The 25,796-nt window shown below is 73.1% G+C and carries 25 protein-coding genes, 1 tRNA gene and 1 pseudogene; 11 read left to right on the top strand and 16 right to left on the bottom strand.

Features of this window, described 5'->3' with window-relative positions:
* Positions 1–167 precede the first annotated feature (167 nt).
* Positions 168–241 (top strand) — tRNA-Ile (locus tag ABZ934_RS09605).
* Positions 242–346: 105 nt separating this feature from the next.
* Here ABZ934_RS09605 and ABZ934_RS09600 read toward each other — a convergent pair.
* On the bottom strand, positions 347–1,516 hold the full coding sequence (locus ABZ934_RS09600; RefSeq protein WP_361310713.1) for a glutamate--cysteine ligase: 1,170 nt from the start codon (positions 1,514–1,516) through the stop codon (positions 347–349).
* 215 nt (positions 1,517–1,731) lie between these two features.
* Here ABZ934_RS09600 and ABZ934_RS09595 point away from each other — a divergent pair, with 215 nt between their 5' ends.
* Entirely contained in the window at positions 1,732–2,994 is a 1,263-nt protein-coding gene (locus tag ABZ934_RS09595; protein ID WP_361310710.1) for an MFS transporter, read from the top strand.
* Between the two features lie 44 nt (positions 2,995–3,038).
* Here ABZ934_RS09595 and ABZ934_RS09590 read toward each other — a convergent pair whose 3' ends face one another.
* The 3 genes from ABZ934_RS09590 to ABZ934_RS09580 form a co-directional block, all read right to left on the bottom strand.
* The gene (locus ABZ934_RS09590) at positions 3,039–3,191 is read right to left on the bottom strand and encodes a hypothetical protein (RefSeq protein WP_361310707.1); all 153 of its coding nucleotides are present in this window, start codon (positions 3,189–3,191) and stop codon (positions 3,039–3,041) included.
* Between the two features lie 321 nt (positions 3,192–3,512).
* Complete coding sequence (locus ABZ934_RS09585; protein WP_361310704.1) at positions 3,513–4,883, bottom strand: carboxyl transferase domain-containing protein; 1,371 nt, start codon at positions 4,881–4,883, stop codon at positions 3,513–3,515.
* Positions 4,884–4,935: 52 nt separating this feature from the next.
* Positions 4,936–5,736: a hypothetical protein gene (locus tag ABZ934_RS09580; RefSeq protein WP_361310702.1), complete on the bottom strand. Its 801-nt coding sequence runs from the start codon at positions 5,734–5,736 to the stop codon at positions 4,936–4,938.
* Between the two features lie 70 nt (positions 5,737–5,806).
* Between ABZ934_RS09580 and ABZ934_RS09575 the strand changes: the two genes are divergently transcribed.
* Positions 5,807–6,241: an Lrp/AsnC family transcriptional regulator gene (locus tag ABZ934_RS09575; protein WP_361310699.1), complete on the top strand. Its 435-nt coding sequence runs from the start codon at positions 5,807–5,809 to the stop codon at positions 6,239–6,241.
* Between the two features lie 27 nt (positions 6,242–6,268).
* Here ABZ934_RS09575 and ABZ934_RS09570 read toward each other — a convergent pair whose 3' ends face one another.
* Positions 6,269–7,786 (bottom strand): GAF domain-containing protein, encoded by a 1,518-nt coding sequence (locus ABZ934_RS09570; RefSeq protein ID WP_361311357.1) that lies wholly within the window; start codon positions 7,784–7,786, stop codon positions 6,269–6,271.
* Positions 7,787–7,896: 110 nt separating this feature from the next.
* Positions 7,897–8,934 (bottom strand): rod shape-determining protein, encoded by a 1,038-nt coding sequence (locus ABZ934_RS09565; RefSeq protein WP_361310696.1) that lies wholly within the window; start codon positions 8,932–8,934, stop codon positions 7,897–7,899.
* A 352-nt stretch (positions 8,935–9,286) separates the two neighbouring features.
* Between ABZ934_RS09565 and ABZ934_RS09560 the strand changes: the two are divergent.
* A pseudogene (locus ABZ934_RS09560) lies at positions 9,287–9,436 on the top strand (triacylglycerol lipase); the annotation flags it as partial.
* A gap of 251 nt (positions 9,437–9,687) precedes the next feature.
* On the opposite strand, the gene ABZ934_RS09555 reads toward ABZ934_RS09560, so the two are convergent.
* Positions 9,688–10,281 carry a hypothetical protein gene (locus tag ABZ934_RS09555; protein ID WP_361311354.1) on the bottom strand — a complete coding sequence of 198 codons (594 nt, stop codon included), beginning with the start codon at positions 10,279–10,281 and terminating at the stop codon, positions 9,688–9,690.
* A gap of 78 nt (positions 10,282–10,359) precedes the next feature.
* Between ABZ934_RS09555 and ABZ934_RS09550 the strand changes: the two genes are divergently transcribed.
* Complete coding sequence (locus ABZ934_RS09550; protein ID WP_361310694.1) at positions 10,360–11,262, top strand: hypothetical protein; 903 nt, start codon at positions 10,360–10,362, stop codon at positions 11,260–11,262.
* A gap of 3 nt (positions 11,263–11,265) precedes the next feature.
* On the opposite strand, the gene ABZ934_RS09545 is transcribed toward ABZ934_RS09550, so the two are convergent.
* Positions 11,266–11,688, bottom strand: coding sequence for a MarR family transcriptional regulator (locus ABZ934_RS09545; RefSeq protein ID WP_361310692.1), 423 nt, complete (start codon positions 11,686–11,688; stop codon positions 11,266–11,268).
* A 115-nt stretch (positions 11,689–11,803) separates the two neighbouring features.
* Between ABZ934_RS09545 and ABZ934_RS09540 the strand changes: the two genes are divergently transcribed.
* The 3 genes from ABZ934_RS09540 (at position 11,804) to ABZ934_RS09530 (ending at position 14,241) form a co-directional block, all read left to right on the top strand.
* Entirely contained in the window at positions 11,804–12,826 is a 1,023-nt protein-coding gene (locus ABZ934_RS09540; RefSeq protein WP_361310689.1) for an NADP-dependent oxidoreductase, read from the top strand.
* A gap of 65 nt (positions 12,827–12,891) precedes the next feature.
* A complete protein-coding gene (locus tag ABZ934_RS09535; RefSeq protein ID WP_361310687.1) occupies positions 12,892–13,314 on the top strand; it encodes an organic hydroperoxide resistance protein in 423 nt (140 codons plus the stop codon).
* Between the two features lie 69 nt (positions 13,315–13,383).
* Positions 13,384–14,241 (top strand): EI24 domain-containing protein, encoded by an 858-nt coding sequence (locus ABZ934_RS09530; RefSeq protein ID WP_361310685.1) that lies wholly within the window; start codon positions 13,384–13,386, stop codon positions 14,239–14,241.
* A gap of 50 nt (positions 14,242–14,291) precedes the next feature.
* Here ABZ934_RS09530 and ABZ934_RS09525 read toward each other — a convergent pair whose 3' ends face one another.
* Both ABZ934_RS09525 and ABZ934_RS09520 read right to left on the bottom strand, forming a co-directional pair.
* Positions 14,292–15,005 carry a carbon-nitrogen hydrolase family protein gene (locus ABZ934_RS09525; RefSeq protein ID WP_361310683.1) on the bottom strand — a complete coding sequence of 238 codons (714 nt, stop codon included), beginning with the start codon at positions 15,003–15,005 and terminating at the stop codon, positions 14,292–14,294.
* A 56-nt stretch (positions 15,006–15,061) separates the two neighbouring features.
* A complete protein-coding gene (locus ABZ934_RS09520; protein ID WP_361310680.1) occupies positions 15,062–15,643 on the bottom strand; it encodes a TetR/AcrR family transcriptional regulator in 582 nt (193 codons plus the stop codon).
* Between the two features lie 157 nt (positions 15,644–15,800).
* On the opposite strand from ABZ934_RS09520, the gene ABZ934_RS09515 reads away from it, so the two are divergent.
* On the top strand, positions 15,801–18,254 hold the full coding sequence (locus ABZ934_RS09515; RefSeq protein ID WP_361310678.1) for a glycoside hydrolase family 3 C-terminal domain-containing protein: 2,454 nt from the start codon (positions 15,801–15,803) through the stop codon (positions 18,252–18,254).
* Positions 18,255–18,333: 79 nt separating this feature from the next.
* Here the strand turns inward: ABZ934_RS09515 and ABZ934_RS09510 are convergent, their stop codons facing one another.
* Positions 18,334–19,230 (bottom strand): SGNH/GDSL hydrolase family protein, encoded by an 897-nt coding sequence (locus tag ABZ934_RS09510; RefSeq protein ID WP_361310676.1) that lies wholly within the window; start codon positions 19,228–19,230, stop codon positions 18,334–18,336.
* A 250-nt stretch (positions 19,231–19,480) separates the two neighbouring features.
* Between ABZ934_RS09510 and ABZ934_RS09505 the strand changes: the two genes are divergently transcribed.
* Positions 19,481–19,975, top strand: coding sequence for a DUF3145 domain-containing protein (locus tag ABZ934_RS09505; RefSeq protein ID WP_361310673.1), 495 nt, complete (start codon positions 19,481–19,483; stop codon positions 19,973–19,975).
* Between the two features lie 121 nt (positions 19,976–20,096).
* Here ABZ934_RS09505 and fabF read toward each other — a convergent pair whose 3' ends face one another.
* The 5 genes from fabF to ABZ934_RS09480 form a co-directional block, all read right to left on the bottom strand.
* Complete coding sequence (gene fabF / locus ABZ934_RS09500) at positions 20,097–21,362, bottom strand: beta-ketoacyl-ACP synthase II (RefSeq protein ID WP_361310670.1); 1,266 nt, start codon at positions 21,360–21,362, stop codon at positions 20,097–20,099.
* 81 nt (positions 21,363–21,443) lie between these two features.
* Entirely contained in the window at positions 21,444–21,692 is a 249-nt protein-coding gene (locus ABZ934_RS09495; RefSeq protein ID WP_361310667.1) for an acyl carrier protein, read from the bottom strand.
* A 55-nt stretch (positions 21,693–21,747) separates the two neighbouring features.
* Positions 21,748–22,752, bottom strand: a complete 1,005-nt coding sequence (locus tag ABZ934_RS09490; protein WP_361310665.1) for a ketoacyl-ACP synthase III — start codon at positions 22,750–22,752, stop codon at positions 21,748–21,750.
* A 19-nt stretch (positions 22,753–22,771) separates the two neighbouring features.
* Positions 22,772–23,689 (bottom strand): ACP S-malonyltransferase, encoded by a 918-nt coding sequence (locus ABZ934_RS09485; RefSeq protein WP_361310663.1) that lies wholly within the window; start codon positions 23,687–23,689, stop codon positions 22,772–22,774.
* A gap of 89 nt (positions 23,690–23,778) precedes the next feature.
* On the bottom strand, positions 23,779–25,008 hold the full coding sequence (locus ABZ934_RS09480) for a helix-turn-helix domain-containing protein (protein WP_361310660.1): 1,230 nt from the start codon (positions 25,006–25,008) through the stop codon (positions 23,779–23,781).
* A 115-nt stretch (positions 25,009–25,123) separates the two neighbouring features.
* Here ABZ934_RS09480 and ABZ934_RS09475 point away from each other — a divergent pair, with 115 nt between their 5' ends.
* Entirely contained in the window at positions 25,124–25,780 is a 657-nt protein-coding gene (locus ABZ934_RS09475) for a pirin family protein (protein ID WP_361310657.1), read from the top strand.
* The last annotated feature ends 16 nt before the right edge of the window (positions 25,781–25,796 follow it).

Raw genomic sequence — 25,796 nt, 5'->3', positions numbered from 1 at the left:
GACGAGGGCCCCGGGTGGGTCCTCTTCTTTTTTGCCCCGAACCGGAACCGGGCAGCGCTCGACACGGTCTTCCAGGGCAGGCGAAGCCGATCATGCGAGGCAGCAGATCGTATGAGCGGCTATGCTGCGGCAGACGGCGCGCACACATGTACGCGCCACGCCGTAGAGGGGCGGTAGCTCAGCCGGTTAGAGCAGCGGACTCATAATCCGTCGGCCGTGGGTTCGAGTCCCACCCGCCCCACTGCGAAGCTGGTCAGCAGAAACGTTGCGACCAGTCATTTCGGTGCCTCGACCCGGCTTTTGCCGGGACGAGGCACCTGTGCTTTTTCGGGATGGTCGGGGAGGGTCAGCATTCCTCCGTTTCGTCTGCCGCCTCGCGCAGGACGTCCAGGAAGTCCTGGCGGTGGGCGTACGCGCGGCGTTGGCGGTGGGCGCCCGAGCCGTCGCGCAGGAGGCGGCCCATCGTCTTCGCCGCGTGGTCGAGGTCTCCGTACGCCGCCAGTTCCGGGGCGACCAGGTCGAGCAGGGCCTCCGCCAGGTCGGCCGCCGGGAGTTCGACGCCCGTGTACGGGTCGAGGCCGAAGCCCTCCAGGCCGTCGTGGGCCGCCCGCCAGCGGGCGAGGCGCAGGACCTCGTCGCGCAGGGGCGGATCGGGGCGTCGCTCCGCCATCTCGTGGAGCGCGGTGGCCACCAGGGCGCGGCCCAGTTCCGCCTGGAGGACGGCCGAGTCGATGTCCGAGGACATGTCGGGCGCCCGGATCTCCAGGGTGGGCCAGTTCCCGGACGGGCGGAGGTCCCAATAGACCATCTTGGTGTCCAGGGCGGCCCCGGAGCGGAGCAGGGTCTGCACCGAGCGCCGGAAGTGGGCCGTGGACGCGAAGTGCGGGGGCAGCCCGGCGGAGGGCCAGCCGGACCAGGCCATCGCCCGCCAGCTGGCGTGGCCGGTGTCACGGCCGCCCCAGAACGGCGAGTTGGCGGCCAGCGCGATCAGCGTCGGCAGCCACGGTCTGACCCGGTTCGACACCGCCACCGCCGTGTCCACGTCGAGGGTGCCGATGTGGATGTGCCGCCCGCAGCTGACGAGGGTCTCGGTGAGTGAGCCGAAGCGCCGGTGCTGTTCACGCTGGCGCGGCTCGTCGTCGGTCAGGTGCAGCGGCCCCTCCACCGCCACGATCGGCGAGGGCGCCGCCACCAGCCGGCAGCCGTGCGCCCGGGCGGCCGCGGCGAGGGTGCGCCGTAGGGCCGCGAGCTCCGCGCGGAGGGTGACCGCCGAGTCGGCGACGGGGGTGGAGAGCTCCACCTGGTAGCGGGTGCCCTCCGCGTGCAGTTGGTGCGCGTGCCCGCCGGCGGTGGCGAGGATGAGCGGGGCGGCCGGGACCACCCGGAAGGTGCGGGCGTCGACGAGGAGGAACTCCTCCTCGACCCCGACCGTGAGGGGGGCGGTGCCACCGTTCGAGGTGCGCAGCCCGACCTCCGCCTCACTGGTGCTCGTGGTGCTGTTGCCAGGTTCGATCACTACGCCTCCCTGGACATACGAGTCTTTTCATCATGAGCCGAACCGGAGGGATGACCGCCACGCCGATTCTGGTCAAATGTCCGGTCGCCGTGGCGGGTTAGCGGCAAGGGCGGCGAAAGGTCGGGGCGCGCGGGACCCGGGGGGCGGCCGTTGCGGGGGTGTGAACAGGTGTCCTGGTCGGGCGGTCCTCGACCGCAGGGTGGTTATCATCCGTTGTGACCGCTACGACGACCCCGCCCCGACCCCGGCGGCGCATATTCGCCGACCTGACCCCCCTGCGCACTTCCCCGGACTACCGGCGGCTGTGGGTGGGCAACACCGTCTCCTGGGTGGGCCAGGCGATGACCACCCTGGCGATCTCGCTCCAGGTCTACGAGATCACCGGTTCCAGCTTCTCGGTCGGGCTCGTCGGACTCTTCTCCCTGGTCCCGCTCCTCGCCTTCGGCCTCTACGGCGGCGCGATCGCCGACACCGTCGACCGCCGCAAGCTCGGCCTCCACAGCTCGCTGGGCCTGACCGTGCTGTCGGTCGGCCTGGCCGCCGCCGCGCTGCTCGACTACGACCGGGTCTGGCTGCTGTACGCGGTCGTCGCGCTCCAGGCGGTCTGCGGCGCCCTCAACGGGCCGGCCCGATCGGCCATGATCCCCCGGCTGCTGCCGGCCGAGCAGTTGCCCGCCGCCAACGCGCTGAACTCCGTCACCATGACCTCCGGGATGATGGCCGGCCCGATGCTGGGCGGCCTCGCCGTCGGATGGTGGGGTTACCAGGCCGCGTACCTGATCGACGCCGTCACCTTCATCGCCGCGCTCTACGCGATGTGGCGACTGCCCTCGATGGCACCCGAGCGGGGCGAGGGCACGCGGGGACGGGCGTCGGTGATGGACGGGCTGAGGTTCCTCGGGACGCGGCCCAACATCCGGATGACCTTCTTCTCCGACCTGGCCGCGATGGTGCTGGCCCAACCGAAGGCGCTGTTCCCGGCGATCGCCGTGCTCTGGTACGCGGGCGACGCCAAGACCGTCGGCCTGCTGGTCGCCGCGCCCGCCGTCGGGGCTTTGCTGGGCGGGCTGTTCTCCGGTTGGCAGGGCCGGATCCGGCGGCACGGGTTGGCGATCCTGCTGTCCGTCGCCGCGTGGGGGCTCGCGATCGCCGTCTTCGGGCTGACCCGGAACCTGTGGCTCGGACTGCTCTTCCTCGCGCTGGCCGGCTGCGCCGACACCGTCTCCATGGTGTTCCGCTCGACGATGATGCAGGCCGCGACCCCCGACGAGATGCGGGGCCGGCTCCAGGGCGTCTTCATCGTGGTCGTCGCGGGCGGACCCCGGCTCGGGGACTTCCTCGCCGGGACCGCCGCCGACCTCAGCTCCCCGGCCGTCGCGATCACCGGCGGGGGCCTCGCCTGTGTGCTGGTGGTGGGCCTGCTGGCGGCCCGCTGGCGCGGCTTCGCCCGCTACGACGGGCGCTCGCCGCAAGCCTGACGCCGAGCGACCCGGCGCCCGTACGTCCGCGCCGGCCCGCGCGCTCAGGCGAGCCGGAGCGCCGCGCGGCGGTGACGGGCGGGTCGGATGTCCGTCTCCTCCGCCCGGGACAGGTCGAGCCGCCGGTCGCGGCCGCGGTCCGTGAGGCGGAGCGGCGTACGGGCGTCCGGCGCGCAGCCGCAGCCGCAGCCGCGCACGGCGTTCCTCCTGGGCGGCCCGGCAGGACACGGACCGGTCGCGCAGGACGCGCGGAAGGCGACGGACCACGGCGCGCCGGCGCACGGCCCTCGCCGGGGACGCCGGCCGCGGGCCGCCTCGGCGTGGCAGCGGGCGCTGTGGCGGAGGTCGTGCAGGAACACGAACACGCACTGCACCCCCGCCGTGTGGTCGGCGCGGCGGCGGGAACGGATGTCGTGTGGCGGTGCGAGACACGGACGGCTCCGGGATCGGGGCGCCGCCGGGGGAGTCCGGCGGGCATTACCGGAAGCGGTAGGGGGGCGCCCCACGGGTGCGGTCGGTCATGCGCGGGCCTCCGGCGCCACGACGCCCCGGGCCACGCCGAGGGCCACCAGGTCGTGGGGGCGGATACGGAGCTGGTCCGCCGTGGCGGGGGCCTCGGAGGCGGGGCGCTTGAGGATGGCCGCCGCCAGTTCCGGGGCGATGACCGAGAAGTAGCTGTCCGGGGTGACCCAGGTGTTCCCCGGCGCGGCCAGCGCGAGTGCGCCGCCCGAGCCGCCCTCGCCGATCAGGAGCGTGGTCACGGGGACGCCGGCCGACGCCACCGCCGCGAAGGCGTCCGCGATGGCCGCCCCCGCCCCGGCCCGTTCCGCGGCGGCGTCATTGGCCGCGCCCGGGGTGTCGACCAGGGTGAGCACCGGGATGCCGAGCCGGTCCGCGAGGCGGATCACGCGGGCCGCCGTACGGTAGCCCGCCGGGAGGGTGGCGGTGCCGCACTGGGCGACGTACGCCACCACACCCTCCCCGCCCTCCCGCAGGCCGAACCCGCAGAGCATCCCGGGATCGGTGCCGCCCGCCCGGTCGCCGCGCACGGGAAGGCGGAGCGTGAAGTACGCGTCCAGGTACGCCCCGGCGCGCGGCCGGTCCGGGTGACGGGCCCGCCGGACGGCGTCCCACCCCGTCGCGGGCGCCGCCACGTCGGCCAGGGCGGCCGGGGGTGCGACGGGCCCGGCCGAGCGGGGCGCGGCCAACACGCGGAGCCAGTCGCTCACGGTCCGGGCGAGCTCCGGGGCGGCCACGACGGCGTCCACGTGCCCGGCCGCGTACTGCCCCTCGGCGGTGTAGGCCGCCGGGTCCGCGTCCGGCGGGCGCACCCGGGACCCGGCGAAGCCGACCTGGGCGCCCGGCAGGGCGAGCACGATGTCGGCCCCCGCCCCGAGCGTGGCCCAGCCGCCGCCGGTGGTGGGGTCGCGCAGGACGGCGATCTGGGGGAGCCCGGCGGCCCTGGTGAGGGCGGACTGGGCGGCCACGCGCTGGAGTTGGGTCAGCGCGAGCATCCCCTCCTGCATCCGGGAACCGCCGGTGGCGATGAGGGAGACCAGGGGGAGCCGGTGCTCGCGCGCGTACCGGTACGCGGCCTCCAGTCGGTCCCCGGTGTGCCGACCCAGCGAGCCCCCGAGGAAACCGAACTCGAAGGAGATCAGCACGGCCTCCTGACCGCCGATGCGCGCGGCACCGACGACGACGGACTCCGTCTCTCCGGTCGTCGCGGCCGCCCGGGCGCGCGAGCCGTCGTACCCGGACCAGGCCAAGGGCCCGTCCGGGTCCGACTCCCGCTCGGAAACGTCGAGTTCGGCGTCGAGTTCGGCGAACGTGTGGGGGTCGGTGAGGGAGGCGATGGCCGCGCGGGCCGACAGGCGGGTCGTGGTCACGGGGCCACTGTAGGACGTGGCGGTGCGGCCGTGGTCCGGTGTGTGCGGCGGCTCACGGGAGCGGGAAGGCGATGTCGAGGGCGTAGGCGGCGACCAGTCCGTAGCCGAGGCGGAACGTCCACACGCGGACCGCGGGGGAGATCCGGGCGGCCGCGAAGGAGCCGACCGCGACGAGCAGTTGCTGCCAGATCAGGGAGGCCAGGCCGACACCCACGAGGAAGGCGGTTCCGGCCGCGCCGGTGCGCAGGCTCGCGCCCCGGGCGGTGGTGAGGGCGGCGAAGTAGAGGGCGGTGGTGGGGTTCACGGCGGTGAGCCCGACGTACCGTGCGAACGCGGCACCCGCCGTTCCGCCGGAGCCGGAGCCGGAGCCGGAGCCGAGGCCGACTCCGCGCCGCGCGGCCGGCGCCGGCGCGTGACCGGCGGGACCGGACCCGCCGGCGAAGGACGGGTCCGGTCGGGCCGCTCGGGGGGCGGGGAGCGGCCGCCGCGCCACGGGTGCGGGCGGCGGGGCGGGGACGGAGCGCGTGGCGCCCAGGCCCCGGGCGGCGATCGTGAGGAGGACGACCGCGGCGGCCAGGCGCACCCACGCCTCCACCGGGCCGACCCGCGCGGCGACCCACGGACCGAGCGCGGTGGTCAAGGCCGCGTACCCCAGGTCCACCGCGGCGATGCCCACCGCCGCGGCCATCGCCCTACGACGGTGCCGCATCGCCTCCTGGAGCAGCAGCACGCTCATCGCACCCATCGGCATCGCCACGCCCAGGCCTGCCACCGCCCCCGACAGGGCCGGCGCCATCAGCCCGCCCGGCCCGCTCATGCCGCTCAACGCGCCCAGTCCGCTCGGATCACTCATGCGGGACAGCCTGGTCCGGGCGGGTCGCGCGACGGCGGCGAATATCGGCGGTGACTGCGACAATCGCGGAATGGACCGCCTGGACAGGGACATCCTCGGAATCCTGCGGGAGGATGCGCGGATCTCGTACCGCGACCTCGGCGCCCGCGTCGGACTCAGTGCCAACGCCACCGCCGACCGCGTGCGACGGATGCGGCGGGACGGGGTGATCCTCGGCTTCACCGTCGTGGTCGATCCGGCCGCCGACACGCGCGGCGGGCTCGTCGTGTTCATCGACCTGACGCTGCGCGAGGGGGTCAGCAACGAGGAGTTCGAGCAGTGCGTCGTCCGACTGCCAGGGATCACCGAGGTCGTCCACGTCACCGGCGCCTACGACTACCTCGTACGGGCCCGCGCCGCCGACGCCGCCGCGCTCGACGCGCTGCTGCGACGCCTCAAGCGGGAGGCCGGGGTGGCCCAGTCCAGTACGCGGATCGCGCTGCGGGCCGCGAACACCGCGGGGTAGCCGCGGAACGCCGTCGGGTGGGAGCCCTCAGAGCGGGGACTCCCAGGTGAGCGTCGTCCCGCGGGTGCCCGCCGTCGTACGGCCGTCGTCGGTGACGGTCAGCCGGACCCGGTCCGGGACCGCGTCCACCTCCACCTCGATCGAGGTGACGTCCGCCCGGCGGTGGGCCGCGGCCAGGGCACCCCGGAGGGCGGCGAGCAGCTCGGCCGCCACCGACTCCGGGACCAGCGCGTCGACGGCGCCGGCGAAGTGCACCGACGGCTGGAAGCCCAGCGGCACCGCCGCGCCGCCCGTCTCGCGCAGCACCCGGCCCCGGAAGGTCGTCGGGGCGTCCGTCGGGGGCTGCTGGAGCGCGAAGATCGCGGTGCGGACCTCCTGGATGGTGGAGTCCAGCTCGTCGACGGCCCGCCCGAGTTCGGCGCCGACCGTGTCCCCGGAGGCGGCGGACGCCGAGCGCTTCTTCGTGCTCTCCAGCATCATCTCCGTCGCGAACAGCCGCTGCACCACCAGGTCGTGCAGGTCGCGCGCGATCCGGTCGCGGTCCTCGTAGACGGCCAGTTGCTCGCGGTCGTGCTGCGCGTCGGCGAGTACGAGGGCCAGCGCCGCCTGGGAGGCGAACTGCGAGGCCAACAGCCGGTCCGCGGCGTCGTACGGGCGCCCGCCGCGGGCCCGCGGCAGGGCGAGGGTGCCGATCAGCCGGCCGCCGCTCTGCAGCGGGAGCATCATGCTCGGGCCGAACCGTTCCCGTACGCGGGTGGTCATCCGGGGGTCCGTCGCCGAGTCCTCTATGAAGACGGGCTCCCCGCCGAGGAGTTGTTCCAGGACCGCCGAACCCGGGGCGATGGTGGTGCCGACCAGGTCGCCGGGGTCGCCGTGCGTCGAGGCGGCGACGATCTCCATTCCGCCCTCGGGGGTGGGCTGGAGCACCACCCCGGCCGTCGCGTCCGCCAGCAGCCGGGCCCGTTCGGCGACGCACATCAGCGCGTCGGCCGCCGGGCGGCCCGCCAGCAGGGCGGTGGTCACCGCGGCGGCGCCCTCGATCCAGCGCTCCCGGCGGCGGGCGGTGTCGTAGAGGCGGGCGTTGCCGATCGCTATTCCGGCCTGCGAGGCCAGGACGCGCAGCAGGGACAGGTCCTCGTCGGTGAAGGGGCCGCCGCCGCGCTTCTCGGTGAGGTAGAGGTTCCCGAAGACCTCGGTGTGCACCCGGATGGGTACGCCGAGGAACCCGCGCATGGGCGGATGCCCGGGCGGGAAGCCGGCCGAGCGGGGGTCCTGGGCGACATCGTCGAGCAACAGCGGTCGCGGATCGCTGATGAGCGCGCCGAGCAGGCCCCTGCGACCGTCCGGCAGCCGGGGGATCGCGGCCCGCTGGGCGGCGGTCAGACCGGAGGTGAACAGTTCGGTCAGCCGGCCGCGCTCGGGGTCGACGACCCCGAGCGCGGCGTACCGCGCCGCGCACAGGTCGGCGGCCGAGTCCACCAAATGCTGGAGGGTGCTGTGCAGTTCCAGCTCCGACCCGACGGCGAGCACCGCCTCCAACAGCATGGGCAGGCTCGCCGACTCCGCGGACCGCGCGTACTCCGCCGGGCCCGGAGCGTCCGGTTCTCCGGGCTCCCGGCCCGGCAGACCCTCCGGGTGTTCAGGTGCGTGCGGCTTCATTTGGTCAAGGGGTTGAGGACCATCGGGGCGATCTTTCCTTCCAGCATCGCGCCCAGACCCAGCACGGCGCACACGTCGGGGCGTTCGGCGATGGCCACGGGCATCCCCGTCGCGTCACGCAGCATCTGGTCCAGGCCCGGCAGCAGGGCGCTGCCGCCGACCATCATGATGCCCCGGTCCGTCAGGTCGGCCACCAGGTCCGGCGGGCAGTCCCGCAGCACCTTGCCGATGCCGTCGAGCACCGCGGTCAGCGGCGTGTGGATCGCGTCGCGCACCGCCGCGGTGTCCACGTGCACCGAGCGGGCCAGCCCGGTGGCCACGTCCCGGCCGTGGATGAGGGTGGAGGCCGGACCCCCGGCGGTGATGCCGTTGCCGTGCAGGGCCAGCTGGAGCGGCCGGACGGCCTGGCTGGGGAGCATCAGCTCGTGCGCGTGCCGCAGGTGCTGCACCACCGCGTGGTCGATGGCCTCGCCGCCGACCGGGATCCGTTCGGCGGTGACGATGGACCCCAGGGACAGCACCGCCACCTGGGTGGCCGCCGCCCCGCACACCATGATCATGGTCGCGGTCGGCTGCTCCACGGGCAGGCCGCAGCCGACGGCCGCCGCGATCAGGGTGTCCACCAGCTCGACACGCCGGGCGCCGAGGCCGACCAGCGTCTCCACGGCCGCCCGCTGCGCGAGCGGATCGGCGTCGTGCGGGGTGCAGGCGGCGGCCCGCAGCCGCGGCTTGCGCCGCAGGGCGCGGCGCAGCTTCTCGCCGAGCAGGTGACGCAGCATCCGCTGCGCCATCTCGATGTCGACGACGGTGCCGCCGGAAACGGGGCGCACCACCCGGATGTAGTCGGGCGTACGGCCCGTCATCCGTTCGGCGAAGGTGCCGACGGCGATGAGTGCCCCCGTACGGGTGTTCACCGCGGCGACGCTGGGCTCGTCGACGACCAGGCCGGCGCCCTTCACGTAGACGCGGGTCCTGGCCGCCCCCAGGTCGACGGCGACGTGGCAGCGGCGCAACTGCTCAAGACTGACGGTCACGGCAGATCCCTCCGAGAGCGCTGACGCAAGAAGACCGGCGACTGCCGGTCGGACAACTCATATCTTCTCGGGTCAATAGGGTCCCGCGCCTGTTGAGATGCTCCGGCCGGGGTGGGTCGCGCGTGCCGGGCGGTGCTGCACAGGGGTGGTCTTCTGTACCGACAGGCGCCACGATGCGCGCACTGTCCGCGCTACCGGCGCGTAACGAGGTAAAGGGGACCCGATGCTGACGCCCCGCCAGGGTCTGTAGGCCCTCTTGACGCTCTGCCTGACGCTCTGCGTCGCCCTCCTCGGGCCCGCGCCGGCCCAGGAGGCGGCCGGGCCCGCCGAACGGACGGCCGCCCGCAATCCGGTGGTCTTCGTGCACCGTTACAACGCCGATCCGGGCGTGTGGGGGTCGCTGCGGGAGGACCTGCGCGCCGACGGGTACACCGACGCGCAGCTCTTCTCCTGGGGCTACGACACCCACCAGTCGGTGAACGAGGTCCTCGCCGGGCAGCTCGGCGCCTACGTGGACCAGGTCCGCCGGCAGACCGGAGCGGCCCGGGCGGCGACCGTCGCCCACTGGGCCTCGCTCGCCGGCCCGAACCACGGCACCTCCACCGCCTGGGCCTGCACCCTGTGGGACCAGGCGTGCCCGGGACACGACCCCCGGGTCGGACGTGGTGAGGAACCTGGCCGACCTGCTCGGGGACGACGCCACCTCGGCCGGCGTACGGGCCTTCCTGGCCTCCTGAACCCGGCCCGGCGGCTTCAGGCCGCCCCTGGCCGCACCTCCTGGAGGAGGCCGTACGTGAACTCCGCCACCAGCGGCGTCCCCGACGCGGTGAAGGCCAGCCGCCACCGCGTCGGGGCGGTGCCCTCCATCGGGCGGACCGGCGCGAAGGCGCGGGCCACCTCGTCCACCGTCGCCGACCAGGGCCGCAGATCCTCCGCGCCCTCCAGTACGGGCCCCGGCGCGCCCGGGGCCCGCACCAGCCACTCGTTCCACACCGCCCCGTCCGGCCCGGCCAGCACCTCGAAGCGCAGGTCGGGCCAGAGCGGTACCGGCCACAGCAGCGCCTCGCACTCCAGGTCCCCGATCCGCCGGGGCCCGGTGGACTCGGGCGGGCCGAGCACCGAGCGGTAGCGGGCCAGGGTCCCGCGGGACCGGGGCGAGCGGACCATGGCCTGCCAACGCTTGTTCGCCTGGCGCTGATCGGCGAGCGAGGCGCCCAGGCGCAGCCGGGCCCGTTCGGCGAGGTCCGGCTGGAAGTCCGCCATCCTGCGCAGCAGCACCAGTTGGAAGGCGGCCGGGCCGAAGCCTCCCGAGCCGGCCGGGGGTGGTTTCGGCGGGATCGCGGTCATGGAGGTCACGATTCCACACAGGATCCTTACGTTCCCGGAATCCCGCTGTTGCCGATCACCACGTAGCCTGCGGGCCCTATGAATTACTGCCCTGCCTGTCGGAGGTACCTCAACGGCGCGCTCGCGTGCGCCGGATGCGGAATCCCGGCCGAGTACCTCATACCCGCCCCGCCGGCCTCCGCCGCGGCGCCCGGCCATGAGCAGTACGGCCATGAGCAGTACGGCCATGGGCAGCCGGACCCCGCGCAGCCGGGGTACGGGCAGCCGGGGTACGGGCACCCCGGAGACCCCGGCTACGCCGCCCAGCCCGCATACGCCGAGCCGGGGTACGCCGGGCCCGAGTATGCCCAGCCCGCATACGCCCGGCCCGGTCACGGCGACGGGCCGGCCCCCGATCCCGGCCCCCGGCCCATCGACCCGTACACCGAGTCGATCGTGTTGCTCTCCGGGCCGGTGGAGGGCCGGGGCCGCTCGCGCGGTCGGGCCGCCGCCCGGGGCCGCCGGACCGTGCTCAGCGTCGGACTCGGCCTGCTGCTGGCGACCGGCGGCTCGGTGGCCCTGGCCCGCATGGCGACGGACGACGAGGGCGGTGGCCGGGCCGCCAAGGTCGAGCTGACCGACGAGGTCGGCCCCGAGAAGCCGGAGCCGGCGCCGGACGCGCCGAGCGGAGCCGCGCACTCCGGGGCGACGGGCACGGGCAAGGGCGCCGGGGGTGCGAAGGCCACCGGGGGCGCAACGAAGTCGGCCGGGCCCAGCGGGAGCCCGAACGCGTCCGCGCGGCCGGGCGCCGGGGCGAGCGCCTCCGCCTCCGGGACGCCGGGGCCGACGCCGACCGCTTCCGGGCCGGGTGCGTCCGTACAGCCCACGAAACCGGGACAGCCCGCGCCCAGCACGTCCGGCACGGCGCAGCCGCCCGCGCCGCTGCCCACCCCCACCAAGACCAAAAAGCCCAAGCCGACCTGCTGGTTCCTCTGCTGGTGAGACTCAGCCCAGCATGCGCCTGAGCAGGTCCCGCAGCGTCCCCCGTTCGGCGTCGGAGAGGCCGGCCAGCGGTTCGCGCGCGAAGTCGAGCGACTCGCGGAGCCGGTCGGCGGTCTGCAAGCCCTCCTCGGTCGGGGCGGCCAGCTTCACCCGGCGGTCCGCCGGGTCCGGCCGGCGTTCGACCAGGCCGCGCGACTCCAGCCGGTCCACGATGCCGGTGATGTTCGAGGGCTCGCACTTGAGCTTCTGCGCGATCCGGCGCATGGGCATCGGTTCCAGGGACAGCAGGTTCAGGACGCGGGCTTGGGCGCCGGTGAGCTGGTGGCCGGCGGCCGCGAGCTCGTACTCCTGGTGGTAACGGGCCACGACGTCGCCGATGAGTTCGACGACCTCAAGGGTCAGGGGGTCTGTGCGACGACTGGGCATGGAACCAGCGTACCCATTTACTTGACAACATGAAATATCCAGGAGCATGGTTGTTTCAGGTAGTGAAGTATTTCGCCGCCGGGTTCCGTTTTTCCCCATGCCTCAGGAGCACACCATGTCCCAGATCCCCGCCGTGAGCCGCGAGTGGCACCTCGTCCGCCGCCCGCAGGGCTGGCCCGTCGCCGAGGACTTCGCCCTGCGCGAGGTCCCGGTGAACGCCGAGCCCGCCCCGGGCCGGATCCTGGTGCGCAACCTCCACATGTCCGTCGACCCGTACATGCGCGGCCGGATGAACGACGTGAAGTCCTACGTACCGCCGTTCCAGCTGGACCGGCCGATGGACGGCGGCGCGGTCGGCGAGGTCGTCGCCTCCGCCGCCGAGGGCTTCGCGGTGGGCGACCACGTCCTGCACGGCCTGGGCTGGCGCGAGTACGCCGACTTGGACGCCAAGCACGCCACCAAGGTCGACGGCTCGCTCGCCCCGCTCTCCGCCTACCTGGGCGTGCTCGGCATGCCGGGCCTGACCGCCTACGCGGGTCTCTTCGAGGTCGCCTCCTTCAAGGAGGGAGACGCCGTGTTCGTCTCCGGCGCCGCCGGCGCGGTCGGCAGCCTCGTCGGCCAGTTCGCGAAGATCAAGGGCGCGTCCCGGGTGATCGGCTCGGCCGGTTCGGACGAGAAGGTGACGCTCCTCACGGAGAAGTACGGCTTCGACGCCGCCTTCAACTACAAGAACGGCCCCGTCGCCGAGCAACTCAAGAACGCCGCTCCCGAGGGCATCGACGTCTACTTCGACAACGTCGGCGGCGACCACCTCGAAGCCGCCATCTCCTCCCTGAACGTGCACGGCCGCGCCACCCTGTGCGGTGCGATCGCCCAGTACAACGACACCGAGCCGGCTGCCGGCCCGCGCAACCTCGTGCAGGTCATCGGCAAGCGGCTGCGCCTCCAGGGCATCCTCGTCAGCGACCACGCCGGCATCCAGAACCGCTTCGTCCAGGACGTGGCCGGCTGGCTGCGCTCCGGTGAGCTCCGCTACGACGAGACGGTCGTCGAGGGCGTCGAGAACGCGGCGGACGCCTTCCTCGGAATGCTGCGCGGCGAGAACACCGGAAAGATGATCGTTTCCTTCACCCGTTAGGCTCACTCCACACCGTCGTGATCGTGGGCGCGAGTCACGGCGATTCCTATGGAGGATCCACTTTCATGTCCATCACGCAGTCCGACGTCGCGTACACCGCCGTGGCCACCGCCGAGAACGGCCGTGACGGTCGCGTCGCCACCCACGACGGCAAGCTCGACGTCGTCGTGAACCCGCCGAAGGAGCTCGGCGGCAGCGGCGCCGGTACCAACCCGGAGCAGCTGTTCGCCGCCGGTTACAGCGCCTGCTTCCAGGGCGCCCTCGGGGTCGTCGCCAAGAACGAGAACGCCGACATCTCCGGCTCCACCGTCACCGCCGAGGTGGGCATCGGCAAGAACGACGACGGTTTCGGCCTGATCGTCAAGATCTCCGCCGTCATCCCGAACGTGGATGTCGCCACCGCCAAGGACCTCATCGAGAAGGCCCACCAGGTCTGCCCGTACTCCAAGGCCACCCGCGGCAACATCACGGTCGAGCTGGCCGTCTGATCCCGCACCGCGCCGAAGCGAAGGCCGCACTCCCCCTGGGGGTGCGGCCTTCGCCGTAAACTGGGCCGCATGGGTGATCTTGTGGGGGGCTTCCGGTATCTGCTCGCCGGACAGCGATGGGTGTTCGGCAACGGCCGGTGGCTCGGCTTCGGCCTGCTGCCGGGGCTGGTCTCGCTCGTGCTGTACGCGGGCGCGCTGGTCGGGCTCGGGTTCGGCGCCGACGACCTGACGGCCTGGGCGACGCCCTTCGCCGACCACTGGTCCGCGCCCTGGCTCGGGCTGTTCCGGGGCTTCCTGACGGCCCTGGTGTTCGCCCTCGGGCTCTTCCTCGCGGTGATCACCTTCACTGCCGTGACCCTGCTGATCGGCCAGCCGTTCTACGAGTCGCTGTCCGAGCAGGTCGACCGGACCGAGGGCGGCGAGGTGCCCGAGTCGGGGCGCGGCCTGTGGCGGGACCTTTGGATCTCGGGCCGGGACAGCGTGCGGCTGCTGCTGCGGGTGGCGCTGTACGGGGTCCCGCTGTTCGTCCTCGGGTTCGTCCCGGTGATCGGGCAGACGGTGGTGCCGGTGATGGGGTTCTGCGTGTCCGGCTACTTCCTCACCCAGGAGCTGACCTCCGTCGCCCTCCAGCGGCGCCGGGTCGACCTCGACGAGCAGTTGGCGCTGCTGCGAGGGCGGCGGGCGCTGGCGCTCGGGTTCGGGGTGCCGCTGGTGCTGGCGTTCCTGGTGCCGCTGGTGGCGGTGTTCCTGATGCCGGGCGCCGTGGCGGGCGCGACCCTGATGGCGCGGCACCTGGTGGGCGCGGACAGTGCTGCCGAGGACGCCGGGGCCGAGGACGCCGCAGCCGAGGACACCGCCGGGGAGGGCGCGGAACGCGGGGCGCGGACCGCCCCCGTCGGGGAGTTCGGTCCGCCGAAGCCCTGGTAGACGCCTGCGCTCGGACGTCCGGTCGGAGGCCTCCGGTCGGACCCCTCTGTTCAGACCTCGACGGCGGCCGTCACCACGGACGGCGTGCGGTCGTCCGCCTCGGCCAGGAGCGTGCCGTCCGGCGCCCATACGGCGGCGCCGCCGCAGCCGGTCCACGGGCCGGCCGGGCCGACGTGGTTGGCCAGCACCACGTACAGGCCGTGGTCGCGGGCGATCCCGGGGTAGACGGTGGCCCGCTCCCGGATGCCGTCGCCCGTCCCGTAGAGCGAGCTCGCCAGGTGCACCCGGCAGCCGTCGGCCGCGCCGCGTGCGGCCAGGTCCGGGAAGTGGTTGTCGTAGCAGACGCCGATGCAGAAGCGGATGCCGCCGAGGGCGAAGCGGCCGTCGGCGGCGCCGGCGGCGAAGGCGTCGTGCTCGTGCCGGTAGAGGTGCTGCTTCGCGTACGTCGTGACGTGCGCGCCGGTCGCGTCGTGGACCAGCGTGGCGAGGACGGGGCGCGGTCCGGTCGTGCGCAGGGCGACGTTGACGGCGGTGGCGATACCGGTGGAGCGCAGCGGGTCCAGTCGGGGGTCCTCGGCGTCCGTCAGCCACAGGCCCGGGTCGGACGCCAGCGCGTCCAGCTCGTAGCCGGTCAGGGTGAGTTCGGGGAACACCACGAGTTCGGCGCCCTGCTCCCGCGCGGCGGCGGCGAGTTCGACGGCCGCGGCGACATTGGCCGTGACATCGGCCGGGACACAGGTGAGCTGGGCTGCCGCGATCTTCATAGGCTTCAGGATGCCGGCTGCCCCCCGGGTGCCGGACAGGGGCCCGTCCCCCAGCACTAGGGGGCCGCGTCCGGGCCGCGGAGCAGGGTCAGGAAGGAGCGGAAGGCGGCCGGCATGTCCACCGACTGCGGGGCGAGGAGCCACTGGTACTGGAGCCCGTCCATCACCGCCGTCAGGAGCGGGGCCGCCTCCTCGGGGGTGAGGCCGGAGGGGAGACGGTCGCCGAACTCCGCGCGCAGCACCGCGGCCATCTCCCCGCGCACCTGCGCGTAGCGGTCGGTGAAGAACTCCCGGGCCGGGTGGCCGTCGGTGACGCTCTCGCCCAGCAGCGCCGAGAAGGTCTGCACGATGCCGGGGCGCATCGCGTTGTACTCGACGAGGGACGCGAGCAGGTCGAGCCGCCAGGTGTCCGCGGAGGCGCGCGAGCCGCCGCCGGTGTCCCAGCGGTCGCGTTCCTCCAACACCGCGACCAGCAGGGCCTCCTTGGTGGGGAAGTAGTGCAACAGCCCCTGTTGGGTCAGGCCGACGCGTTCGGCGACCGCGCCCAGGGACGCGCCCCGGTAACCGCGCTCCGCGATCACCTCGACCGCGGCGCGCACGATCTCGCCGCGCCGCTCCTCGCTCCTCGCCCTGACCATCGCCCCGGCTCCCCTTCCGTTTGCATCCTGCCAGCAGGACCGTACGGCATAGGGATATCACAAGAAGATAACAAGACCTACCGCTCAACAGGTGACGGGGTCAGGATGGGCGCACCGCACCGCACACCGCACGCACCCCAGACGAGGAGGCACGGCCGTGACCGATGCCGATCAGGCCCGCGAAGACGCCGTAGAGGCCGCGCTCGACAAGCTGGACCTCGAAACGAAGACCCGGCTGCTGTCGGGCCAGGACATGTGGTCCCTGCCCGCCCTCCCCGAGATCGGGCTGGCCTCCCTGGTCATGTCCGACGGCCCCATCGGCGTCCGCGGCGTCCGCTGGACCGCCGACGACCCGTCCGTGGCGCTGCCCTCACCGACCGCGCTCGCCGCCTCCTGGGACCCCGCGCTCGCCCGCCGCGCCGGCCGGCTCCTCGCCCAGGAGGCGCGCCGCAAGGGCGTCCACGTCCTCCTGGCGCCGACCGTCAACCTGCACCGGACCCCGCTCGGCGGTCGGCACTTCGAGTGCTACTCCGAGGACCCGTACCTCACCGGCGCCATCGGCTCCGGCTACGTCGGCGGCGTCCAGGACGGCGGCGTCGGCACCACCGTCAAGCACTTCGTCGGCAACGACGCCGAGACCGACCGGTTCACCGTGGACAACGTCATCGCACCGCGCCCGCTGCGCGAGCTGTACCTGGCGCCCTTCGAGGCCATCGTCAAGAACGCCCGCCCATGGGGCGTCATGACCGCCTACAACCGGGTCAACGGCACGACCATGACCGAGCACCGGCACCTCGTCAACGACGTGCTGCGCGCCGAGTGGGGCTTCGACGGCTACAACGTCTCCGACTGGATGGCCGCCCGCTCCACGGCCGGCGCCGTCCTGGGCGGCCTGGACGTGGCCATGCCCGGCCCGCGGACCGTCTACGGGGCCGCCCTCGCCGAAGCGGTCCGCGCCGGGGAGGTCCCGCAGGAGGCGGTGGACGGCGCCGTGCGCAACGTCCTGCGGCTCGCCGCCCGCGTCGGGGCGCTGGAAGGCGCGCACGCCGTCGTCACCGACCCCCCGGCCGGGATCGACGGCGCGGCCCTGGCCCGGGAGGTCGCCGCCCGCGGTTTCGTCCTGGTCCGCAACGAGGTGGTGTCCGAGGAACGGCGCGCCCTGCCGCTCGACACCGCCCCGGGCCGCACGGTGGCGCTGATCGGCGCCGCCGCCCGCGACGCCCGGGTCCTCGGCGGCGGCTCCGCGACGGTCTTCCCCGAGCGGGTCGTCTCCCCGCTCGACGGTCTGGAGGCCGCGCTCCCCGCAGGGTCGCTCACCTTCAGCGTCGGCGCCGACCCCAGCGAGGAACTCGTCCCCGCCGACAAGGGCTTCGAACTCCGTGCGATCTGCCGCGACGCGGCCGGCGCCGTCCTCGGCGAAGGCAGCCTGCCGTCCGGCCAGGTCCAGTGGATCGGGGAGGACCTGCCCGCCGGCGCCGCGTACGAGACGATGGCGAGCGTCGAGGTCACCGGCACGTTCGTGCCGCGCGAGAGCGGCGAGCACGCCTTCGGCACCCGGGGCCTGGGCGCCTTCGCCCTCGCCGTGGACGGGCGCCCGCTCTGGGAGGGCGTCCAGTCGATGGGCGACGAGGCCGACCCCTTCGAGGCGTTCTTCGGCGCCCCCAGCGAACGCGCCCGCGTGACCCTGACCGAGGGCGAGCCCGTCGAGGTGTCCCTGACCTTCCAGGTCCCCGACGTGAGCGCCCTGCCGCTCAAGGCGATCATGTTCTCGCTGCTCCACCTCGGGCCCCGGCGGGACGCGGACGAGCTGATCGCGGAGGCGGTCGCGGCCGCCCGGGCCGCCGACACCGCCGTGGTCGTCGTCGCCACCACCGAGCGCGTCGAGTCCGAGGGCTTCGACCGCAAGGACCTGCGGCTGCCCGGGCGCCAGGACGACCTGGTGCGGGCCGTCGCCGCCGTGAACCCGAACACCGTGGTCGTCGTCAACGCCGGTTCCCCGGTGGAACTGCCCTGGCGCGAGGACGTGGCCGCCGTGCTGCTGACCTGGTTCCCCGGCCAGGAGGGCGGCGCCGCGCTGGCCGACGTACTCCTCGGCCAGGCCGAGCCGGGCGGCCGACTGCCCACCACATGGCCCGCCGAGATCGCCGACGCCCCCGTCACGGAGGTCGTCCCCGCGGAGGGGCGGCTGGAGTACCGCGAGGGCCTCCTCATCGGGCACCGGGCGTACGAGGCCCGGAGGGTGGCCCCCGCTTACCCGTTCGGGCACGGCCTCGGTTACACCGAATGGACGTACGAGTCGCTGGAGGTCACCGGGTCGGTGGCGCGGGTGCGACTGACCAACACCGGCTCCCGGCCGGGCCGGGAGGTCGTCCAGGTCTACCTGGCCCCGCTCGCCGACCCCGTGGAGCGCCCGGCGAGCTGGCTGGCGGGCTTCGCGTCGGTCGCGGCGGGCGCGGGCGAGGGCGTCGAGGTGGAGATCGCCCTGCCCGAGCGGGCCTTCGAGATCTGGGACGAGGGGGCCGGGTCCTGGCGGCGGATCAGCGGCGCGTACGAGGTCCGCGCGAGCCACGCGCACGGCGACACGCGGTTGACGGCCACGCTCCACGTGTAATGGCCGGAAATCACCCCTGAACCGGACCGGTGGATGCCCCTGACGGCCTCCACCGGTCCTCTTGGCGCGGTGGGGGAGTTCAGCGCGGCGGCGCGGGCGCCGTCACCTGTCGGTGCGCGAGTTCCGCGAGCCGGGCCTGGCCCGCCTTGCCCGGGTGGAACCAGTCCCAGCGGCTCAATTGCTCCGTCCCGAAGGGGTACTGGAACACGGCGCCGCCGTCGTAGCGGCACAGCGGGTCCTTCGAACAGACGGTGCGCAGCACCTCGTTGTACTCGACCACGCGCGCCCGGACCCGTTCGCGCCGGGCCGTCGCCTCCCGCGTGGACGCCAGCGGCTCGGCCAGCATCGACTGGCAGATGCCGAGCTTCCAGACCTGCCGCACCATCGGGGCGTCCTTGCCCTGCTCCCACAGCCGCTGCAGGTCCGGCACGGAGGACACGTACACCTGGGTCGCGGGGGAGGCGGCCCTGAGCTCGGCGAGGGCCTTCTCGAAGCCGGTCTTGAAGGCGGCCACCGAGGTCATCGAGGAAGTGGTGGGCCGGCAGGCGTCGTTCGAGCCGACCATCACCGTGACCAGGTCGGGCTTGTGCGCGGCCGCGGAGGTGAGCTGGCCCGCCAGGTCCGCCATCCGGGAGCCGGTCACCGCGTAGTTCCAGCTGTGCGCGGGCGCGTCGGAGGGGCCGAGCAGTCGGGTGGCGAGGGAGGCGACCTCGGGGTCCGCGCCGGTGGCCCACGAGACCTCGGGGCAGTCCGCCAGTACCGAACAGGCGTCGAACCCGCGGGTGATGGAGTCACCCACGGCGGCGATCGACTTCGGGGCGGTGTTCCAGCGGGGTCCGGCCTGCGCCCCCCGACCGCCCTCGGTCCCCGGGCCGCCGGAATCGCAGGCCGTCACCGCCCCCGCCAGCAGGGCGGCCGTCGCCACCGCCGCCGCGAGGGTCCGGCGGGTGCGTCGGCGCGGAGCGGTGGTGCCCATCGGGGTGGTCCCTCCCTCGTCGCCCCCCGTCCTACGGGGGCGTCCTGCTGAGTGAATGCTCTGTGTTTACGGGGTTCTGAGCGACCGTACGTCACACCAGGACCCCTGGCGCACGGTAGCTTTTTCCCGTGGCGTTTCGGCCGCAGGTCCCGCGACGCAATGTCAGATCATTTCCGTTACATTACATCTCGTCACATACTGTCCGTTTTCTGGAGTTTATTCCCGACCTCGTCCCACACTGGAGGTCCCGGTGACGACACGTGGAGTCCTGTACGTGCATTCCGCACCGCGCGCGCTCTGCCCGCACGTGGAATGGGCTGTTGCGGGGGTGCTGGGGGTGCGGGTGAACCTCGACTGGATCAGGCAGCCCGCCTCCCCCGGAACCTGGAGATCCGAATTCTCCTGGCAGGCCGAGGCGGGCACCGCCTCGAAGCTCGCCTCCGCGCTGCGCGGCTGGCACCTGCTGCGCTTCGAGGTGACGGCCGAGCCCTGCCCGACCGCCGAGGGCGAGCGCTACAGCTCCACCCCGGAACTCGGCATCTTCCACGCCGTCACCGGCCTGCACGGCGACATCCTGATTCCCGAGGACCGGCTGCGCGCCGCCCTCGCCCGGTCCGCGAGCGGCGAGAGCGACCTGGAGACGGAGATCTCCACGCTGCTCGGCAAGCCCTGGGACGACGAGCTGGAGCCCTTCCGCTACGCGGGCGAGGGCGCCCCGGTCCGCTGGCTCCACCAGGTGGTCTGAGCCCGACACGCGGCCCGACACGCGGACGACACGCGGCCCGGCCCACGCGAGAGGCCCGGCCCGCGCGAAAGGCCCGCCCGGTCGCCCGGGCGGGCCTTTCCCGGTCTTCGGGTTCGGCGCGTCAGACCGTACGGAACGCCAGCGTCACGTTGTGGCCGCCGAAGCCGAACGAGTTGTTGATCGCCGAGATCGGACCGTCCACCGGCAGCTTGCGCGGCTCGCCGCGCACGATGTCCGCGTCGATGTCGTCGTCCAACTCGTCGATGTTGATCGTCGGCGGTGCGATGCGGTGGTACAGGGCCAGTACCGTCGCGACCGTCTCGATGCCGCCCGCGCCACCCAGCAGGTGACCGGTCATCGACTTCGTCGCCGAGATCGCGATGTGGTCGAGGTCGTCGCCCAGGACCTGGCGCAGCGCCTTCAGCTCGGCCGTGTCACCCTGCGGGGTGGACGTGGCGTGCGCGTTCAGGTGCACCAGCTCGGCCGGGTCGAGGCCCGTGTTGTCCAGCAGGTTGCGCACCGCGGCCGCGACGCCGCGGCCCGTGGGCTCCGGCTGCGCGATGTGGTGGCTGTCCGCGGACAGGCCCTGGCCCAGCACCTCGCAGTAGACGCGGGCGCCACGCGCGGCGGCGTGCTCGGCGGACTCCAGGATTACGACGCCCGCGCCCTCGCCGAGGACGAAGCCGTCACGGGCCTTGTCGTAGGGGCGCGACGCCTCGGTGGGGTTCTCGTTGTTCTTGGACATCGCCATCATGTTGGCGAACGCGGCGATCGGCAGCGGGTGGATCGCCGCCTCGGTGCCGCCGGCGACGACCACGTCGGCGCGACCGGTACGGATCATCTCGACGGCGTAGCCGATGGCCTCGGCGCCCGACGCGCAGGCGCTGACCGGGGTGTGCACACCGGCGCGGGCGTTGACCTCCAGGCCCACGTTGGCGGACGGGCCGTTCGGCATCAGCATGGGGACGGTGTGCGGCGAGACCCGGCGCACACCCTTTTCCTTCAATACGTCGTACTGGTCGAGCAGGGTGGTGACGCCGCCGATGCCGGAGGCGATCACGGTGCCCAGACGCTCGGGGACGATCGAGTCGTCCTCGCCGGCCGGGGCGGTGTAGCCCGCGTCGGCCCATGCCTCACGGGCCGCGATCAGCGCGAACTGCGCCGAACGGTCCAGCTTGCGGGCCAGCGGCTTGGGCAGGACCTCGCTCGGGTCCACGGCGGCCTGAGCGGCGATGCGGACCGGGAGTTCGGCGAAACGTTCGCCCTCCAGGGGCTTGACGCCGGAACGGCCGGCAAGCAGACCTTCCCAGGTCGAAGCGCTGTCGCCACCCAGCGGAGTGGTTGCGCCGATACCGGTGACGACCACGGTGCGATTGGTCGGGCTCACAGGAATTCTTTCTCCACGTCTCAGGGGGTGCTGAATTGTCACGGCGCCACCGCGGGGTGGCGACAAACGCTCGGCAGGCTCTTAGGCCTGGTTCTTCAGGATGTAGTCCGCGGCGTCGCCGACCGTCTTGAGGTTCTTGACGTCCTCGTCCGGGATCTTGACGTCGAAGCGCTCTTCGGCGGCGACGACGACCTCGACCATGGACAGGGAGTCGACATCCAGGTCGTCGGTGAAGGACTTGTCGACCTGGACGTCCTCGGTCGGGATACCGGCGATCTCGTTGACGATCTCGGCGAGACCCTCGACGATCTCTTCCTGGGTGGCGGCCATGAGGCGCTCCTTCTCTAGCTAATTGATGATCAGGGAGGGAAAAACGATCCCGGCCCTAGGGGAGGGTAACGACCGTCGCGGCGTAGACGAGCCCCGCCCCGAAGCCGATGACGAGCGCGGTGTCGCCGCTCTTCGCCGCTCCGGTCGCCAGGAGCCGCTCCATAGCGAGCGGAATCGAGGCGGCCGACGTGTTGCCGGTGGTTTCCACGTCACGGGCGACCGTGACGTGGTCCGGCAGCTTGAGAGTCTTCACCATCGAGTCGATGATCCGCATATTGGCCTGGTGCGGAATGAAGACGTCCAGGTCATCGCCGGTGATCCCGGCCGCGTCGAGCGCCTGCTGGGCCACCTTGGCCATCTCGAAGACGGCCCAGCGGAAGACCGCCTGGCCCTCCTGGGTGATGGCCGGGAACTTCCCCCCGCCGCCCTTGCCGAGGTATTCGTCCCACGGCACGGTCTGCTTGATCGTCTCGGACTTGTCGCCCTCCGAACCCCACACCGTGGGGCCGATGGCCGGCTCGTCCGAAGGACCGACGACCACCGCGCCGGCGCCGTCACCGAACAGGAAGGCCGTCGCTCGGTCCTCCAGGTCGGTCAGGTCCGACAGCCGCTCGACGCCGATGACCAGGACGTACTGCGCCGACCCCTCGACCACCATGCCCTTGGCGAGCGTCAGGCCGTAACCGAACCCGGCGCAGCCCGCGGAGATGTCGAACGCGGCCGGCTTGACCGCCCCGATCCGGTGCGCGATCTCCGTCGCGACGGCCGGCGTCTGCTTGAAGTGCGAGACCGTGGAGACGATCACCGCGCCGATCTGCTCCGGCGAGACGCCGGCATCGGCCAGCGCCTTGCCCGACGCCTCCACCGACATCGCGGCGACGGTCTCCTGGGGCGAGGCCCAGTGCCGGGTCGCGATGCCGGAGCGCGAGCGGATCCACTCGTCGGACGAGTCGATCGTCTCCAGGATGACCTCGTTGGGCACCACACGCGTCGGGCGGTAACCGCCGACACCGAGGATGCGGGCGTACGGGGAGCCCTTGGCAGGCTTGATCTTCGACATGCTGAGGGGGCTCCTTCTCTCAGGCCGCGTGCTCGGCGATCAGCGCCGTGGCCTTCTGGAGATCGTCCGGGGTCTTCAGGGCCACATTCGGAACGCCCTTGAGCGCGCGCTTGGCCAGACCCGTCAGGGTCCCGCCCGGGCACAGCTCGATGATCCCGGTGACACCCAGCTCGGCGAACGTCTCCATGCACAGGTCCCAGCGGACCGGATGGGCGACCTGGCCGACCAGGCGGGCGACGACATCGGCGCCCGAGGTGACGACCCCGCCGTCCTTGTTCGACACGTACGTCAGCGTCGGGTCCGCCGGGGCGAGGGCCTGGGCGGCCTTCTCCAGGGTGGCGACCGCCGGTGCCATGTGATGCGTGTGGAAGGCGCCCGCGACCTTGAGAGCGACGACCTTCATGGAGCCTTCGGGCTTGTCGGCCTCCAGAGCGGCGATCTGCTCCAGGGTGCCGGCCGCCACGATCTGGCCCGCGCCGTTGATGTTGGCCGGGGTGAGCCCCAGCTTCTCCAGGTGAGCCACGACCACGTCGCGGTCACCGCCGAGCACCGCGGCCATGCCGGTCGGGGTGACGGCCGCGGCCTCCGCCATGGCCAGGCCCCGGGTCCGTACGAGCGACAGCGCGTCGGCCTCGCTCAGCACACCGGCGTACGCGGCGGCGGTGATCTCGCCGACGCTGTGACCGGCGACCGCGCCGAAAGCGGCGGGGGAACCCAGCGCCGAAGCGGACAGCAGACCGGCGGCGACCAGCAGCGGCTGGGCCACGGCCGTGTCACGGATCTCGTCGGCGTCGGCCTTCGTGCCGTAGTGGGCGAGGTCGAGCCCGAGAGCGTCGGACCACCCCGAGACGCGCTCGGCGGCGCCGGGGAGTTCGAGCCAGGGAGTCAGGAAGCCGGGCGTCTGAGCGCCTTGGCCTGGAGCGACGAGTACGAGCACCCTCACACTCTCTCTTGTATCCGGCCCGCGCCGCCCGTGGGGACAGGGACGAAGAACCGTCGGGGTAATTGTTGATGTCCGACAAAAGTCTAGGGCTGGAGATCGCCGTCGGCCAGACGCCCCAGGATCAGGGCGATCCGGAGCGTGAACGCGGAACGGACATCCGAGGGCGACCAGCCGGTGACGTCGGTCACACGTCGGAGCCGGTAGCGCACCGTGTTGGGGTGGACGAACAACATCCGCGCCGCCCCTTCCAGACTGCTCGCCTGCTCCAGATAGACGCTCAGCGTCTCCAGCAGCGCCGAACCCGCCTCCTCCAGCGGTCTGTAGATCTCCTCCACCAGCTGCTCCCTCGCCGAGGGATCCGCCGCGATCGCGCGCTCCGGAAGGAGATCGTCCGCGAGCACCGGACGCGGGGCGTCCTGCCAGGCCGTGCACGCCTTCAGACCGGCCGCCGCGGCCTGCGCGGACTTCGTCGCGTTCAACAGGTCGGGAACCACCGGACCGGCCACCACCGGCCCGGCCGCGAACGGCCCGATCAGCGACTTCGCCACCTGCAACGGGTTGTCGCTGCCGCCCGCGATGACCACGAGACGATCGCCCAGCACACCCGTCAGCACCTGGAGCTTGTGGTGGCGGGCCGCGCGCCGGATCGCCTCGACCGTCAGCTCGCTGTCCCCGTCCGGGGCCGTGCCCAGGACGACACACACGTGCTCCGGCGAATTCCAACCGAGCGCCGCCGCCCTCGACAACGCGCCCTCGTCCGCCTCGCCCGACAACACCGCGTTGACGACGAGGGACTCCAGGCGGGCGTCCCACGCCCCGCGCGCCTCCGCCGCCTGCGCGTACACCTGGGCGGTCGCGAAAGCGATCTCCCGCGCGTACACCAGCAGCGCCTCGCGCAGCACCGACTCGTCACCCGGGGCCGCCACCTCGTCGATCGCGGTCTCCATGACCTCGATCGTCGTACGGACCATCTCCACCGTCTGTCGCAGCGTGATCGCCCGCGTCAGCTCCCGCGGAGCCGTCCCGAACACGTCCGTGGAGATCGCCTGCGGGGTCTCCGGGTGCCGGAACCACTCGGTGAACGCGGCGATGCCCGCCTGGGCGACCAGGCCGATCCACGACCGGTTCTCCGGGGGCATCGCCCGGTACCACGGCAGGGTCTCGTCCATGCGCGCGATCGCGTTCGCGGAGAGCCGACCGGCGGACTTCTCCAGCCGGCGCAGCGTCGCGGGATGCGGATGCGCGGGTTGCGCGGCGTGCGCGGGACGCGTCGGGCCGGTCTCGGGGGAATGCTCACGTTCGGGTTGGGGCACGGGACAAGACTGCCTTATCGGCGCCCCGGCGCGGAGCCGGGTCCGGGGCCGGCCCTCCCGGCCGCCCGCCGGAGCCGTCCCGGAAGCACCCGTCCAGGGGTCTACGGTGGCCACCATGATTGATGTACGCCGCGCCGCGGACCGGTACGAGGGCGGGAACCCGGCCGCCGGGATCACCACCCGGCACGCCTTCTCCTTCGGGTCCTTCTACGACCCGGACAACATCCGCTTCGGACCCGTCCTGGCCTGCAACGAGGAGCTGCTGCGGCCCGGCTCCGGGTTCGACGAGCACCCGCACAGCCAGACCGAGATCGTCACCTGGGTGGTGGAGGGCGAGCTCACCCACAAGGACAGCACCACCGGCCACACCGGCCTGGTCCGCGCCGGCGACGTACAACACTTCGCCGCCGGGTCGGGCGCGCGGCACATCGAGCGCAACGACGGCCCCGCGCCGCTGCGCTTCGTCCAGACCTGGCTCGCCCCGCTCACGGCGGGCGGCGAACCCTCGTACCGGCTCGTGCCGGGTCTCGCGGACGGGGAGCCCTACGAGATCCCCGAGGCCGGGGCGGTCCTGCGCGTGCGGCGGCCCGGCGCGGGCGAAATGATCACCGTACCGACCGCGCCCCGCATCTACCTGCACGTGGTCCGCGGCGACCTGCGCCTGGACGGCGAGGAACTCGGCCCGGGCGACTCGGCACGGATCACCGACGAGCCGGGCCTGTCCATCGTCGCCGGCTCCCCGGGCGAACTGCTGATCTTCGAACTCCCCTGAGTCTCGGGGAGGCGGT

Source organism: Streptomyces sp. NPDC046557 (assembly GCF_040645975.1).
Classification (GTDB): domain Bacteria; phylum Actinomycetota; class Actinomycetes; order Streptomycetales; family Streptomycetaceae; genus Streptomyces.
Note: the sequence above shows the minus strand (reverse complement) of the source record. Positions and strands in the feature narration are given on the sequence as shown.

What these genes read in the sequence shown, in the direction of transcription:
- ABZ934_RS09580 (WP_361310702.1), bottom strand. Translation starts at nt 5,736, where the DNA reads ATGAGTGATCCGAGCGGACTGGGCGCGTTGAGCGGCATGAGCGGGCCG.
- ABZ934_RS09575 (WP_361310699.1), top strand. Translation starts at nt 5,807, where the DNA reads ATGGACCGCCTGGACAGGGACATCCTCGGAATCCTGCGGGAGGATGCG.
- ABZ934_RS09570 (WP_361311357.1), bottom strand. Translation starts at nt 7,786, where the DNA reads ATGCTGTTGGAGGCGGTGCTCGCCGTCGGGTCGGAGCTGGAACTGCAC.
- ABZ934_RS09555 (WP_361311354.1), bottom strand. Translation starts at nt 10,281, where the DNA reads ATGACCGCGATCCCGCCGAAACCACCCCCGGCCGGCTCGGGAGGCTTC.
- ABZ934_RS09550 (WP_361310694.1), top strand. Translation starts at nt 10,360, where the DNA reads ATGAATTACTGCCCTGCCTGTCGGAGGTACCTCAACGGCGCGCTCGCG.
- ABZ934_RS09545 (WP_361310692.1), bottom strand. Translation starts at nt 11,688, where the DNA reads ATGCCCAGTCGTCGCACAGACCCCCTGACCCTTGAGGTCGTCGAACTC.
- ABZ934_RS09540 (WP_361310689.1), top strand. Translation starts at nt 11,804, where the DNA reads ATGTCCCAGATCCCCGCCGTGAGCCGCGAGTGGCACCTCGTCCGCCGC.
- ABZ934_RS09535 (WP_361310687.1), top strand. Translation starts at nt 12,892, where the DNA reads ATGTCCATCACGCAGTCCGACGTCGCGTACACCGCCGTGGCCACCGCC.
- ABZ934_RS09530 (WP_361310685.1), top strand. Translation starts at nt 13,384, where the DNA reads ATGGGTGATCTTGTGGGGGGCTTCCGGTATCTGCTCGCCGGACAGCGA.
- ABZ934_RS09525 (WP_361310683.1), bottom strand. Translation starts at nt 15,005, where the DNA reads ATGAAGATCGCGGCAGCCCAGCTCACCTGTGTCCCGGCCGATGTCACG.
- ABZ934_RS09520 (WP_361310680.1), bottom strand. Translation starts at nt 15,643, where the DNA reads ATGGTCAGGGCGAGGAGCGAGGAGCGGCGCGGCGAGATCGTGCGCGCC.
- ABZ934_RS09510 (WP_361310676.1), bottom strand. Translation starts at nt 19,230, where the DNA reads ATGGGCACCACCGCTCCGCGCCGACGCACCCGCCGGACCCTCGCGGCG.
- ABZ934_RS09495 (WP_361310667.1), bottom strand. Translation starts at nt 21,692, where the DNA reads ATGGCCGCCACCCAGGAAGAGATCGTCGAGGGTCTCGCCGAGATCGTC.
- ABZ934_RS09490 (WP_361310665.1), bottom strand. Translation starts at nt 22,752, where the DNA reads ATGTCGAAGATCAAGCCTGCCAAGGGCTCCCCGTACGCCCGCATCCTC.
- ABZ934_RS09475 (WP_361310657.1), top strand. Translation starts at nt 25,124, where the DNA reads ATGATTGATGTACGCCGCGCCGCGGACCGGTACGAGGGCGGGAACCCG.